The organism is Pelagibaculum spongiae (genome assembly GCF_003097315.1).
Lineage (GTDB): Bacteria > Pseudomonadota > Gammaproteobacteria > Enterobacterales > Pelagibaculaceae > Pelagibaculum > Pelagibaculum spongiae.
This window is the reverse complement of the sequence record NZ_QDDL01000002.1, coordinates 487,974-501,884: the sequence shown is the minus strand read 5'-3', so window position 1 is coordinate 501,884 and position 13,911 is coordinate 487,974. Positions and strand designations below refer to the sequence as shown.

General features: G+C 42.4%; 14 protein-coding genes. 10 read left to right on the top strand and 4 right to left on the bottom strand.

What is annotated here, in order from left to right:
- Positions 1 to 112 precede the first annotated feature (112 nt).
- Genes DC094_RS08215 through cydX form a run of 3 tightly spaced genes read left to right on the top strand, consistent with a single transcriptional unit; the run spans position 113 to position 2,972 of the window.
- Complete coding sequence (locus tag DC094_RS08215; RefSeq protein ID WP_116686769.1) at positions 113 to 1,663, top strand: cytochrome ubiquinol oxidase subunit I; 1,551 nt, start codon at positions 113 to 115, stop codon at positions 1,661 to 1,663.
- An 11-nt stretch (positions 1,664 to 1,674) separates the two neighbouring features.
- The gene (cydB, locus tag DC094_RS08210; RefSeq protein ID WP_116686632.1) at positions 1,675 to 2,817 is read left to right on the top strand and encodes a cytochrome d ubiquinol oxidase subunit II; all 1,143 of its coding nucleotides are present in this window, start codon (positions 1,675 to 1,677) and stop codon (positions 2,815 to 2,817) included.
- Positions 2,818 to 2,843: 26 nt separating this feature from the next.
- On the top strand, positions 2,844 to 2,972 hold the full coding sequence (gene cydX, locus DC094_RS08205; RefSeq protein WP_116686631.1) for a cytochrome bd-I oxidase subunit CydX: 129 nt from the start codon (positions 2,844 to 2,846) through the stop codon (positions 2,970 to 2,972).
- A gap of 285 nt (positions 2,973 to 3,257) precedes the next feature.
- On the opposite strand, the gene DC094_RS08200 is transcribed toward cydX, so the two are convergent.
- Positions 3,258 to 3,650, bottom strand: a complete 393-nt coding sequence (locus tag DC094_RS08200) for an HPF/RaiA family ribosome-associated protein (protein ID WP_116686630.1) — start codon at positions 3,648 to 3,650, stop codon at positions 3,258 to 3,260.
- 498 nt (positions 3,651 to 4,148) lie between these two features.
- Between DC094_RS08200 and DC094_RS08195 the strand changes: the two genes are divergently transcribed.
- The gene (locus DC094_RS08195; RefSeq protein ID WP_116686629.1) at positions 4,149 to 4,436 is read left to right on the top strand and encodes a hypothetical protein; all 288 of its coding nucleotides are present in this window, start codon (positions 4,149 to 4,151) and stop codon (positions 4,434 to 4,436) included.
- Positions 4,437 to 4,504: 68 nt separating this feature from the next.
- Here DC094_RS08195 and DC094_RS08190 read toward each other — a convergent pair whose 3' ends face one another.
- Entirely contained in the window at positions 4,505 to 5,959 is a 1,455-nt protein-coding gene (locus DC094_RS08190) for a glycosyltransferase (protein WP_116686628.1), read from the bottom strand.
- 485 nt (positions 5,960 to 6,444) lie between these two features.
- Between DC094_RS08190 and rpsF the strand changes: the two genes are divergently transcribed.
- From rpsF to rplI, 3 genes are read left to right on the top strand one after another with little or no spacing between them, the layout of a single operon-like run.
- Complete coding sequence (gene rpsF, locus DC094_RS08185; RefSeq protein WP_116686627.1) at positions 6,445 to 6,939, top strand: 30S ribosomal protein S6; 495 nt, start codon at positions 6,445 to 6,447, stop codon at positions 6,937 to 6,939.
- 17 nt (positions 6,940 to 6,956) lie between these two features.
- On the top strand, positions 6,957 to 7,181 hold the full coding sequence (rpsR, locus tag DC094_RS08180) for a 30S ribosomal protein S18 (protein ID WP_116686626.1): 225 nt from the start codon (positions 6,957 to 6,959) through the stop codon (positions 7,179 to 7,181).
- An 18-nt stretch (positions 7,182 to 7,199) separates the two neighbouring features.
- A complete protein-coding gene (gene rplI, locus DC094_RS08175) occupies positions 7,200 to 7,655 on the top strand; it encodes a 50S ribosomal protein L9 (RefSeq protein ID WP_116686625.1) in 456 nt (151 codons plus the stop codon).
- A gap of 133 nt (positions 7,656 to 7,788) precedes the next feature.
- Here the strand turns inward: rplI and DC094_RS08170 are convergent, their stop codons facing one another.
- Both DC094_RS08170 and ald read right to left on the bottom strand, forming a co-directional pair.
- Entirely contained in the window at positions 7,789 to 8,337 is a 549-nt protein-coding gene (locus tag DC094_RS08170) for a hypothetical protein (RefSeq protein WP_116686624.1), read from the bottom strand.
- Between the two features lie 232 nt (positions 8,338 to 8,569).
- Complete coding sequence (gene ald / locus DC094_RS08165; RefSeq protein WP_116686623.1) at positions 8,570 to 9,682, bottom strand: alanine dehydrogenase; 1,113 nt, start codon at positions 9,680 to 9,682, stop codon at positions 8,570 to 8,572.
- A gap of 193 nt (positions 9,683 to 9,875) precedes the next feature.
- On the opposite strand from ald, the gene DC094_RS08160 reads away from it, so the two are divergent.
- The 3 genes from DC094_RS08160 to DC094_RS08150 all read left to right on the top strand — a co-directional run bounded on the left by DC094_RS08160 (position 9,876) and on the right by DC094_RS08150 (position 13,908).
- On the top strand, positions 9,876 to 10,346 hold the full coding sequence (locus DC094_RS08160; protein ID WP_206605602.1) for an Lrp/AsnC family transcriptional regulator: 471 nt from the start codon (positions 9,876 to 9,878) through the stop codon (positions 10,344 to 10,346).
- Positions 10,347 to 10,536: 190 nt separating this feature from the next.
- Positions 10,537 to 11,934 (top strand): replicative DNA helicase, encoded by a 1,398-nt coding sequence (dnaB, locus tag DC094_RS08155; RefSeq protein WP_116686621.1) that lies wholly within the window; start codon positions 10,537 to 10,539, stop codon positions 11,932 to 11,934.
- A 111-nt stretch (positions 11,935 to 12,045) separates the two neighbouring features.
- Positions 12,046 to 13,908, top strand: a complete 1,863-nt coding sequence (locus DC094_RS08150) for a putative bifunctional diguanylate cyclase/phosphodiesterase (RefSeq protein ID WP_116686620.1) — start codon at positions 12,046 to 12,048, stop codon at positions 13,906 to 13,908.
- Positions 13,909 to 13,911 lie beyond the last annotated feature (3 nt).

Below are 13,911 nucleotides of genomic sequence, written 5' to 3'. Positions count from 1 at the left end.
CGAACTTTAGTAGTGACTGATATAGAATGTCGCCAATTTAAGTACTTGCTGCTTACGTAAAAATTTCTTTTCAATGCATCTTTTTGTTTTTGTTATTAATGAGGTAATTGGCATGACCGACATGGTGGTTGAGCTGTCGCGACTTCAGTTCGCGCTGACTGCGATGTATCACTTTCTGTTTGTTCCCCTGACTATCGGCCTTTCTATATTGCTTGCGATTATGGAGTCCGTCTATGTGATGACGGGCAAGCAAGTATATAAGGATATGGTTAAATTTTGGGGCAAGCTGTTTGGTATTAACTTCGCGCTAGGTGTAACAACTGGTTTGACGATGGAATTCCAGTTTGGAACTAACTGGTCTTACTATTCGCATTATGTAGGTGACGTATTTGGTGCACCTTTAGCTATTGAAGGCTTAATGGCTTTCTTCCTTGAATCGACGTTCGTCGGCATGTTCTTTTTCGGTTGGGACCGAATGAGCAAAAATCAGCATTTGGCTGGAACCTGGTTGATGGCGCTCGGAACCAACTTTTCTGCATTGTGGATTTTGATCGCCAATGGCTGGATGCAATTTCCGGTGGGTGCCGAATTTAATTTTGAAACCATGCGAATGGAAATGACCAGTTTTGCAGCCTTGGTATTTAGCCCAGTAGCCCAAGTGAAATTTGTTCATACGGTGGCTGCTGGTTATACCTGCGGTGCGATGTTTGTCTTGAGTATTTCTTCATATTACATGCTCAGAGGCCGTGACTTGCCCTTTGCTCGCCGCTCGTTTGCAATTGCTGCCAGTTTTGGTACAGCAGCTATTCTTTCGGTGATTGTGCTGGGTGATGAATCAGGCTACGAAGTGGGTGATGTACAGAAAACCAAGCTCGCAGTAATAGAAGCAGAATGGGATACCCATCCAGCACCGGCGGCCTTTACTGCTTTTGGTTTTCCGGATGATGAAAATATGGAGACCCATGCGGCGATTAAAATCCCTTATGCGTTAGGTTTAATTGCTACTCGGTCTCTTGATAAGGAAGTAACTGGCATAAAAGATTTGATGATTGACCATGAGTTAAGAATTCGTTCAGGAATGATTGCTTATGGTTTATTGACAAAACTACGCGGTGGTGAAGATACGCTAGAAAATCGAGCCGCATTTGACCTGGTTAAAAAAGATTTAGGTTATGGCTTATTACTGAAGCGTTATACCGAAAATGTTGTTGATGCCAGTGAAGTGCAAATTAAGAAAGCCGCTAGGGATACTATTCCAAAAGTTTGGCCGATGTTCTGGGGTTTCAGAATTATGGTTGCTTGCGGATTCATCATGTTATTTGTATTTGTTGCTTCATTTTACTTCTCTGCCAAACATGTTGCAGAACAAAAACGTTGGTTGTTAAAAGCAGCAATGTTTAGTATTCCATTGCCGTGGATTGCTATAGAAATGGGTTGGTTTGTTGCGGAGTATGGGCGGCAACCATGGGCTGTTGCAGAAGTTTTACCAACCGCAATCGCTAATTCAGATTTAACTGCAAATGATTTAATGCTGAGTATTGCTGGATTAACGTTGTTTTACACCATTTTATTAATTATCGAAGTGTTCCTGATGCAGAAATTTGTCCGTAAAGGGCCAAGTAGTTTGCATACCGGTCGTTATCACTTTGAACAGAAAGCTTGAGGAGATAAACCATGGTTTTGGATTATGAAATGCTCAAGCTGGCTTGGTGGGTTTTAATTGGTGTTCTGCTGATTGGCTTTGTGATAACTGATGGCATGGATATGGGGGCAGGTGCGCTGATTCCATTCCTTGGTAAAACAGACGAGGAACGCCGAGTTATTATTAATACCATTGCCCCGCATTGGGATGGTAACCAAGTTTGGCTAGTGACAGCAGGTGGCGCAATTTTTGCTGCCTGGCCGATGGTTTACGCAGCGGCTTTTTCTGGCTTTTATTTTGCAATGTTTCTGGCATTATTTGCTTTGTTTTTCCGTCCGGTAGGTTTTGATTATCGAAGCAAAATTGATGACCCTCGTTGGAGAAAAAGCTGGGACTGGGGTTTGTTTGTTGGCGGTGCGGTTCCACCATTAATTTTTGGCATAGCCTTTGGTAATTTATTGCAAGGTGTTCCATTTTATCTAGATGATTTAATGCGTACCCATTACGACGGTGGATTTTTTGGTTTATTAAATCCATTTGCGCTACTCGCTGGTGTAGTCGCAGTAAGCATGACCATCATGCATGGTGCGAGCTGGTTGTTTATGCGAGCCGACAAAGTGATTGCAGACAGAGCGCGTAAAGTCATTTGGCTGGCGGCACTGGTGTTAATTGCTACCTTCTCGCTGGCGGGTTTTTGGTTATGGAGCAGTATTGATGGTTATCAAATTGTCAGTATGCCGTCGACTTTAGCTAATCCAAACCCACTAGCCAAAGAAGTAGAATTGGTCGCGGGTGGTTGGTTTGCAAACTACATTCAATATCCTTGGATGATAGCTGCGCCGACGCTGGCTTATGCCGGAGCTTTGCTGGCATTGTTAATGGCTTTGGTGAAACGACCCGCACTATCGTTTTTGGGTACTTCGCTGGCACAAACTGGTGTCATTTTGACGGCTGGGTTCTCAATGTTCCCATTTTTAATGCCGTCATCGATCAATCCAAATTCCAGTTTGACGATGTGGGATGCAACCTCCAGTGAGTTAACCCTAACTATTATGTTCTGGGTTGCTATGATATTCGTGCCAATTATTTTGAGTTACACCCTGTGGTGTTATTACAAAATGTGGGGTCGGGTGACGGTCGATCATGTTCAGGCTAATAGCCATTCACTTTACTAGCCGAGCTAGTACAGAGGTATATTAATATGTGGTATTTTGCCTGGATTCTAGGTGTTTTACTGGCTTGCAGTTTCGGCATCATCAATGCGATGTGGCTGGAAGTAAATGAGCAGATGGATCGTGACGCTGATTTATCTGAAGACCAGATACATTAAAAATCGATATACGGTAAAGTAATCGATCGAAATAAAGTCATATCAACAAAAAAAACGGGCACCGAATAGGTCGCTCGTTTTTTTTTCTTGAATTTTAGCTTGGTTAATATTTTTATTCATAGGAAATTTTTTATGTGGTAATCAACAATATTAATTAAGTAATGATTGCCGATAACCAAATTAAATTTATTTTCTATTGACCAAGAAAAACCCCCACTCAATTTGGCGGGGGTTTTATAGCCCTGTATGGGACAGGACGTATTGCCTTTCGGCTAAACTTTGTGGCTAAAGCGCTGCTGGCTCAGGTTCCAGATCTATTGGATCAACTGGTTGCAGTGTTTCATCTCGCAGGTTCTTACGTTGACGACCTGCTGAACTCTTTAGCTGCCGTTCTGCTGCATTAAATGCGTCGCGGATAGCAATATATACGTCGCCGTGTGACTCATTGTCATGTTGGTCATGGTCAACTACGATCGTTTCATTTGGAACGGCGAGATCAATCGTAATATGGTATAGCTCACCTTTACTATGCCGGTTATGCGGCTTATCAACTACTACCCTGCAGGAGGTGATGGAATCGCAGTATCTTTCGAGTTTACCCATTTTTTCTCGAATATTAACTTCAACTGCATCTGAATGTTCGATGCCCCGGAAAACCACCTGTAACGCTTTCTGCATAGCAGTACCTCCAATGTTGTTATTCTGCGCTAATAATCGATGCAAGAGATGCGCAGCTTACATAAGGTCTTGTTAGACCTCTAGATGATATCGGATGATTGTTCGTTCCTCTCTGTTTCCTTAACTCTGAGATTAGCAGCGAGAGCTCATCCGGTATTGATCTTTATCAATACTATCTCGCTAACAAACGTCGATTGCAAGCACTTCAGCCCTAACTCAATTTTTACTGTGAAGTTCATTATAGTTCAGTTTTTTTGGGGTTTGATTTTGTAATTTACGTCCCCATATAGGTCTCGCAACATACCAGACACTCCCAGTCGTTATTCCAGTCACTGCCATTCCTCAAAGCTGTCAATCTGTCCACAATTCAGCGATATCCTGACAACTTGTTCACAACTATATCCTTTCAAATGACCGTCCCAAGCTGCTTTGTGGATTAATTCCGGTTAGATTTTGCTTACTTACCGACAATAATCTTAGAATTTTGGAGGGCAAGTTATGAAGATGAGCAGTCGAGAATTTACAGGATATTTAGAAGCAGTATTAGAATGCAACGTTGGATCTTTCTGTCGTAGAAAAAAGATGGAGTGTGTTACTGATGCTTTAAATAGTTTTGGACGGCATCGGACTACTAAAACTTGGGCTGCAGCGATTCGTAAACCGGTATTAAGTTGTGCCGAGTTTAAGCGTGCTGTTTCTGATTTGATGGCCGCTTCGGTTGACCGTATGGATGCCGGGCGCAAAAAAGAAGCGGCTAAGAAAATTTTATTTGGAACTAGAGTCTGATTTTAATTAGATTTTTCTTCTGGGCAGCCACTTGATTTTTCAAGTGGTTTTTTGCAATATTCATCGAATCAAATTTCCCTGCTCTTTTTATCTGTTTTTTCAAAAACCCATGTACTGTTAAGTTTTTTACTAACCTGAAAAATCGGATAATAATAAGAGGAATGTTTTTTTAATTCATAAGGGTTCTTCGCATTGCTAGTAAAATCAACTATGAACAAACTCTTTTTATCTACTTCGAAATATACACAATAAAATCTACCTTCTTGCGTATGGAATTTGCTTGGCGTCGGGTATGGTATGTCATTATAATTTAAAGACACTTTAAAGTGTATTTTAGCAAGCCTCCCACAATTCACTAGCGTGTGCGCCAGTGGCTCTAAATCCATCAAAAGATGAAGGTTTTTAAAATGATGGTTTTTGTCTAATAACAAAGGATATCTTTTTGTAATATCGTTAAATCCTGCTGTTTGGCTGCAAATTTGCTTAAGAGCAAAAGTTATATCTCGAGATTCTTTTTTCCCAGAATAAAGCATACCGTTTTCTAACCCTGTGATGCCATAATGAGTTTGCCCTATATCCGCAGTGTTTTCAGAAAATACACTAGAGTCAAAGTGAAAAGAACCTTGAAGAACAGGCGCTCTTGTGACTAAAAAATCATTCTCGCTTGGCTCAAACCAGTGTCCAGAAATCATTGGAGCCTCGATGTGTTGGTTTGTCTCTCTTCCCTGGTTTTGATAAGGAAAAGGTATTTCTGAAAGGCCATGCCACACGTGCGGAAAAATAAAGCCAAAATCTAGATATAATCCTCCATATTTGTACAAAGCTAGTAGTCTTAATAAATCAACAGCATGAGCAAAAAAAGATCGACCGATAAATAAATTAACTAAAGAGCGAGTGGTTTCAAATAACCGCGGATCATTTTTTTGTAAGCTAGAAATATTTAACAATTCATTTATATGCCTAACTTCAAAGTTGTATGTATTCCTAGAGTTGTTTAATAATGCGTGGCAATCTGTCCATAAATAGCATTTCGCTGATCCTGAATTAGGCCAAAATGCTTGAATCTTCAAATTAGCCGCAGCTATGCTGGTGAGTATATCCTGGCTCGGAGTTTTTCCGACCCATATTCTATGTATAACCTTAACGCCAGGTTTTCTTGATATCGATTCAATAGGGAATAATACATTAATAATTAATCTTGTAATTCTAGAAAAAATAACTTTAATCTTTTGTGCTTTATCTTTATTGTATGACCAAGTGTCTATGTATAACTCGGTGCTATCTAAAAATCTAGCATTGCATGTTAAGGGTAATTTATGTTTTACAATTGTCTCATAAAAAACTTGATTAGTTATTTTAACAATTAATGCACAGCAAAAAACAACATCAGGCCATTCTTCAATGTTAGAGGGTTCTGGAAGAAAATTTTTAAAAGGTAGCATGTTTCTTACGCCTAAATTATTTAGTTCGGTAATCAACATGCTTCGAAGCGACATAATTTTTTGAGCGACTATTTCTGACATAGGTATTCACTTATCCTTAAGTTATATGTCAATGATTACAATCTTTTATATTTGAGATAAAATAAAGCCTCTGCCGCGCAGTAGCTTATTCAATAATTTGCTTAAACTAGATTTTGCACTGTTTAAATGCCGAACTTAGACAATCTATTTCCATTCGAGATACAATATTTTTAGCATGCAATGAGTGCATCGTATAAAAATTTACGCAACCTCTAACTCAAGCAATGCCGCTTCGATCCATACTGGCATTTGTTGAGTTATTGATTGCTCTTCTATACATACGATTTTAAATCCTGATTGCCACCAGAGCAGAGTAAATCAAGCCGCTTGAATGACCGGGCGTTTAAAGTGTCTGAAATCAAGTAAAAAACCTTGCCAGAAAGGGCTTTTAGCCATAGAATCCCCGCCTTCCTCTGCCCTCGTGGTAGAGACTCCTTGTCCCAGCGGTACTTACTGCGGGGCTGTCTAACCCGTAAGGAGCGTATATGCGTCATTACGAAGTAGTATTTATGGTTCACCCGGACCAGAGCGAGCAGGTACCTGCAATGGTTGATCGCTACAAAGCGATCATCACTGAAGGCGAAGGCCAAATTCACCGTTTTGAAGATTGGGGCCGTCGTCAACTGGCTTACCCAATTAACAAAATCCACAAAGCACATTACGTTCTGATGAACGTTGAATGTGGTTTGGAAGCAATGGCTGAGCTGGAAAATGCTTTCCGCTTCAACGATGCAGTAATTCGTAGCATGGTTCTGAAGACTAAGGCCGCTGACACTGAAGCTTCTCCTTTGATGAAAGCTAAAGATGAGCGTGATGCTCAAAAAGCACCTCGTCGTGAAGACCGTGAAGAGCGTAGCGAGCGCAAGGAACAGACTGAAGAATCTGCTCCTGCAGTAGTTGCTGAAGCTGCTCCTGAAGTAGCTGTTGAAGCTACTCCTGAAGTTGCCGCTGAAGTTGCCCCTGAAGCAGCTGCCGAATAATCTACAGGAGAATTACCATGGCTCGTTTTTTCCGTCGCAGAAAGTTCTGCCGTTTTACTGCTGAAGGCGTTACCGAGATCGATTATAAAGATCTGGTTACCCTGAAGAATTATGTTACTGATACTGGCAAGATCGTACCAAGCCGTATTACTGGTACTAAAGCTAAGTATCAGCGTCAGCTGGCTACCGCTATCAAGCGCGCCCGCTACCTGGCTCTGCTGCCGTACAGCGACCAGCACTAAGAGCGAGGAGTTATTACAATGCAAGTAATTTTACTTGAGAAAGTTCGTAACCTGGGCGACCTGGGCGACAAAGTAAACGTTAAAGCTGGCTACGGTCGTAACTTCCTGCTGCCACAAGGCAAAGCGGTTCCTGCAAATGAAGCAAACGTTGCTGATTTTGAAATCCGTCGTGCTGAACTGGAAGCTAAAGCTCAAGGCGAATTGGCTGCTGCACAAGCACGCGCTGATAAGCTGACCGCTTTGGAAAATATTACCATCGCTGCCAATGCTGGCGACGAAGGCAAGCTGTTTGGTTCAGTAGGTACAGTTGAAATTGCAGCTGCATTGACTGAAGCAGGTGCTGAAACTGCCAAGAAGGAAGTTCGTCTTCCTGAAGGTGCTTTCCGCGCTACTGGTGAATTCGAAGTTCGCATTGCATTACACGCTGAAGTGTCTGCAGTTGTGACTTTGGTTATCGTACCAGAAGAAGCTTAATTGCTTGCTCCTTCGGGAGTAACGCAATAAAAAAAACCGCCATCTGTTTTGCAGTTGGCGGTTTTTTTATGCATAAGTAAAACTGATCGCTCAGTGCAGAAAGCATTACTTAAATTTAAGGCGGTTTATGCCTCTACCCAGCTCTTAAGTCGTCGCGCGTGTGCCTTGCGTCGATGGCATCTAATAGCGCATTATCTACTTCATCAGGATCACGATTTAAATCAAGTTCATGTGGCGTAATTAATGGCTTTAATGGGTGTGCTGTAATCGGACAACCCCATACCAGCTCATCTTTGAAATATATTAATAAGCAATGATGCACATGAGCGACTGAAATAGGCGTATGAAAGGCTCTAAAAGATTTTATTGCTAATTTACTCAGAAAACTAGGTTTCTGAGTAAATGCATCCCCAGAAATACGATGAGCAAGTTTGATTGAGCGATCTTCACTGACCTTTTCTACATACATATCACTTATAGGCATCATAATTAACATGCCTTTATTTGCGTCTAAAAGAGCCTTAATTCGTTGAATTTCTACGGGTTTGTATTTTAATTTCAATAATTCTTTTTCGAGACGACGATCTAGCCACTCGTTTAGTATTTTAGGTGTTTTGATTCTGGCAAGAACATTCATAATATTTAATAACAAATAAAGTAAGAGGGGGAGTTCCAAAAACATTTTCTACTGTTTAGCTAATAATTGCAATGATTAAAAAAGATATGTTGATCTAAGAAAATATAATTTTTTAAAAACAATGGCTTACTTTTATTGAGTTATTAATCAATATATTAGGTTGTTTTAACGCTACGTTCTATCAGTGCGAGGTGCAAATAAATATAGTTAGAGTCGAATACAAAAAAACGCCAGCATAAAACAGCTGGCGGAAAAATTAGTATGAAGTATTAACTAACTAAACAAACTGATCTGGTGTGTGGAATTCCAGTCCCAATGCTTCTGCAACATGGAAATTGGTCACTTTACCGTCGTGTACATTCAGGCCTTCTAACAAGTGCTTGTCATCGGCACATGCTTGCTTCCAGCCTTTGTTAGCCAAAGTTAGAATGAATGGCAGCGTGGCATTATTTAATGCATAGGTAGATGTTTTTGGTACGGCACCAGGCATGTTGGCAACACAGTAATGAACCACTTCATCAACTACATAAACTGGATCTTGGTGGGTGGTGGCGTGAGACGTTTCAAAACAACCGCCTTGGTCGATCGCAACGTCAACTACAACTGAACCTGGCTTCATTTGCTTGATCATTTCAGCCGTTACCAGCTTCGGTGCCGCTGCGCCAGGAATCAATACGCCGCCAATTACTAAGTCTGCATCTAATACATGCTTGAGCAGACTTTCACGAGTTGAATAAACCGTTTTTACTTGGCCAGCAAACTGGGCGTCTAAACGCTTTAGTGCTGCTTTAGAGCGATCAAGGATCACCACATCAGCACGGGCGCCCACTGCCATTTCAGCAGCATTAGTACCGACGATACCACCGCCGATAACGACTACCTTTGCCGGCGCAACACCCGGAACACCGCCGAGTAACAAACCTAGACCGCCTTGAGCTTTTTCTAGTGCGTGAGCGCCGGCTTGAATAGATAAGCGACCGGCAACTTCAGACATAGGTGTCAATAATGGCAAGCTTCCGTCATTGGCAGTAATGGTTTCATAGGCAATGCAAGTTGCACCAGATTTCATTAATTCTGCAGTTTGCTGTGGATCTGGTGCCAAGTGCAGGTAGGTGAATAGCAGTTGACCTGGTTTTAACATGGCGCGCTCAACAGCTTGTGGCTCTTTAACCTTAACTACCATTTCGGAACGATCAAATACTTCAGCTGCTGTGGAAACAATTTCAGCTCCGGCTGTGATGTAGTCTTGATCACTAGCACCGATACCGCTACCTGCGAGTGTTTCAACGATAACTTTGTGTCCAGAAACAATCGCTTCACCAACGCTTTCCGGGGTCATGCCTACTCTGTATTCGTGGTTTTTAATTTCTTTTGGTACACCGATCAACATTTGCAGCACTCCAATAGGATCAATTTATAAAAACACCAGCTACAAACTTAAAAATATGTATCTGGCTTTCAGCTTGTGATGTTATGACTTCATTATGGGTGCTGAATGGAGCGATTTGCTTGCTTAGTTGCAGCCATTGTTTGGCTGCTATGCAATATAATTGTTTAAATAGCGGCTTAAGCGGAATTAAATTGTGAGCAACCAAATTGAACTGGACCGTCGTGATCGTCAGATCCTGAATTTGCTACAGAAAAATTCAGCACTATCCAACATTGAATTAGCAGAAAAAGTTAGTTTGTCAGCTTCCGCCTGCTTACGTCGAGTAAGAAGTCTCGAGCAGCAAGGTTATTTAGAGAAATATGTCGCACTGGTTAACCGACAAAAATTACTAAAGGAATGTACTGCATTTGTTTTTGTCACTCTGTCTCATCAGTCGGCAGAAATTTTCGAACAATTTGAAGAAGCGGTCAGGGAGTTAACTGAAGTTCAAGAGTGTCACCTAATGACCGGTAGTTCAGATTATCTAATTAAATTGGTTTACCAAGACAACGCCGCATTTGAAAAGATTTTTTCAGAAAAATTACTGCGATTACCGGGTGTTGTCGGTACTGAAACCAGAATGTCGATGAAAAAGGTGCATTTTACGACTGCAATAGAAATTTGACGTTTGACGTTTTTAGAGTGAATTAAAGTGATCATCAATTAGTCCATTGACCCTAGCAACTGGAAAAAGGGACGACCGAATTGATCTTTTTGTGGCCGAGCTTGTAACAAAATAGAAGATTAACTTGGCTTTTTTTGTGGCAAAATAGCCAACCGAATCGATCCTTGGATTTTTTACAGTCCCTCATCCTATGAAAACTGATTATAAAGCCCGTTCAGCGTCAGCGCCCACCGACCTGGCTATGTTAAAAACGCCACCTCATTCCATTGAAGCTGAGCAATCAGTTCTGGGTGGCGTGATGCTGAAAAACGATGCATGGGATGAAGTTTCTGAACGTTTAACAGAGCATGATTTCTATCGCACTGATCATCGATTGATTTTTCAGGCGGTTGCTAAGCTTGCCGAACAATCGCAGCCATTAGATGTAATCACGCTATCTGAAACCCTCGAGCGGGACGGTGTGCTTGAGCAAGCCGGTGGACTGGCATATTTGGGTGAACTGGCACGTTCCACACCTAGCGCATCCAATATTGCTGCCTATGCCGATATCGTACGGGAGCGTTCGGTAGTTCGTCAGTTGATTGGAGTGGCGCAAGAAATTGCCGATGCTGGGTTTAATCCAGATGGCCGTTCAACTAACGATCTTTTAGATATTGCTGAGAGCAAGGTATTTAACATTGCTGAAAACAGTACCCAAAAAGGCGATGGCCCGCAGGGAATCAAAAAGATATTGGCGAGCACCATCGACAAAATCGATGAACTGTTTAATACCGAGGGTTCGATTACCGGCGCCTCTACCGGATTTACCGACCTAGATGAGTTGACTTCAGGCTTACAGAAAGGTGACTTGGTGATTGTGGCAGGTCGCCCATCGATGGGTAAAACCACCTTTGCGATGAATCTCGCTGAAAATGTTGCAATGGGGCAGGATGCGCCGATTCTGATTTTCTCGCTGGAGATGCCCGCAGAGCAATTGGCCATGCGGATGTTATCTTCGCTAGGGCGAATTGATCAAAGTAAGATTCGAGCAGGTCAACTGGAAGATGATGATTGGCCAAGGCTGACCAGCACGGTTGCCATGCTCTCAGAACGAAAAGTCTATATTGATGATCAAGGTGGCTTATCGCCGAATGAAATGCGTGCTCGTGCTCGGCGAGTTGCCCGTGAAAACGGTGGTCAGATAGGTCTGATTGTTGTCGACTATATGCAGTTGATGTCGGTGCCTGGTATGAATGAAAACCGTACCGCAGAAATTTCTTTAATCTCTCGTTCTTTAAAAGGTTTGGCACGTGAATTGGAATGCCCTTTAGTTGCGCTTTCTCAGCTAAACCGCTCACTCGAACAACGTGCAGATAAACGCCCTGTGATGTCGGATTTACGTGAATCAGGTGCGATTGAGCAGGATGCTGACGTGATTATGTTTGTATACCGAGATGAGGTCTACAATCCTGAAACAGCGGAGCGCGGCAAGGCAGAAATCATCATAGGTAAGCAGCGTAACGGCCCAATTGGTTCGGTTCCGCTAACCTTCCAAGGTCGCTTTACTCGGTTTGATGATTACGCACACGATATCTACGATGGGCAGTAATTAAATAAATTTTCACTGGATCAAGGACGATCCGGTTGATCAGCAGCATGCTGCTGGCGGGAGAGGGAACTTCTGGACAGTCAAATAGCCTTTCGAATTAACCGATTTCAGGTGTTATTAATCACCCTGACTTTGCTCAGTTTATTGCTGGTGGTGGGTAGTTTGTGGGGGCTGCATTACAGCATGTCCCGATTGGATTGGCGTAACGATCCATTAGGTGTTGAGTTGCAACAACTCAGCGGCCGCCAGCAAGCAATGCATCGCCAGTTAAATACTTATAAATCCAACTTAATCCCCCGCATTGTTCTCATAGATCAACTGGAAAGTTATCAAAAGACCCTTTCTTCCCTAATGATCGCTGTAGAGAAATCATCAATTAGCCTGCAGCAAAAACCTATTATTCAACTGCAAAAAAACTTACATGGATTAATGACTGGCCCCGATAATTTACAAATTAATCGAGATCAGTTGAGAAGTTACTTGCTGGAAGCAAGTCGGCAGCTTTCTAGAATTCGCTTAGCGCTAGAGCAGCGACAGATCCTGCAAATTGAGCGCAGGTTAGATGAAGCGCGACGCTGGGAAACTTTATTGTTCGCAGATTTTTTATGGATTTTATTATTCGGCTCGATATTGGTTTATCACCTGCGCAAACAAGAGCAGACCAATTTAAGCCGAGCATTAAAGGACGGTTTGACCGGGCTAGCCAATCGCACTTGTTTCAGGCAGCGATTAGAAGAACAAGTACAGCAGGCCTCTCGCTATCATGGTGGCGTGGCAGTTCATTTATTGGACTTGAATGGTTTTAAAGATATCAACGATAGCCTTGGCCACAGTCATGGTGACCGACTATTGCAGGCAGTCGCTGACAGGTTTCGCCGCGAACTGAGAAAGAGTGATTTGATCGCTCGCATCGGTGGTGATGAGTTCGCAGTGATTCAGCCCATGCTCGATAACGAGGTCAGTGCTGAAGCTTTAGCCCGCAGATTGTGTGCTTGCCTTAATAAGCCAATTCAGCTAGGTGATGAATCTTGTCGTATTAGCGTTAGTTGCGGCATCAGTTTGTTTCCAGAAAATGGTCAGTCGGTCGAGCAGCTGATGACTCAATCTGACTTAGCAATGTATCAAGCAAAAGCGGCCGGTAATGATCATCCTTTTCAATTCTTTCAAGACAAATTAAATCAGCAGTTGGAACGTAAACGTGATCTGATTAGAGACTTATTTGATGCGGTTGAAGAAGACAAATTACAGCTTGCATACCAACCACAACTAAACATGAAAACTGGAGAGTTGGTGGCGATTGAGTGCTTATTGCGCTGGGAACATCCTCGATATGGCGAAATTCAACCAGAAGAATTATTGGATTTAGCAGAAAAGCATGCCCTGCTTGAAAAACTAGAAGAGTGGGTAATTCATGAAGCCTTGCAAACGGCCAGACGTTGGCCGGCAGATTGGCTGCTATGCATTAATTTACATCGGCTATCTAGTGAGCGTTTACAGCGAATAGAGCGTCAATTAGAAATGACCGGCTTGAAGCAGCAGAAAATCATGCTGGAAATGAAAGAATCTTTAGCGCGAAAAGCAGAGCGACTTGAGCCAGGGATTTTGGCTATGTGTCGTAACAAGGGATTTGAACTAGTACTCGATGACTTTGGCCCAGGTGGTAGCTCTCTGAATTTCTTGGTAAGTAAACCTTGGTCTCGAGTAAAGCTCGATTGCCGTTTCTTACAGGAGCTGGAAGATTTTAGCCGGGGCAAGCTGCTGCTTTGCTCTCTGAATCAAATGATGCAGGGGTTGGGTGTTGAGCTGTTAATTGAAGGCTTGGAAACCGAACAAGAATTCCAGCTAGTGAATCAATCGGGTTGTCATGTTGCGCAAGGCCATTATATAGCAAGCCCCACCAGTATCGACTTACTGATTGCCCAGTTACCGGCGTTATCTGAAAAATTTAATACGCAGCAGTTTCTGGATAATTAAACG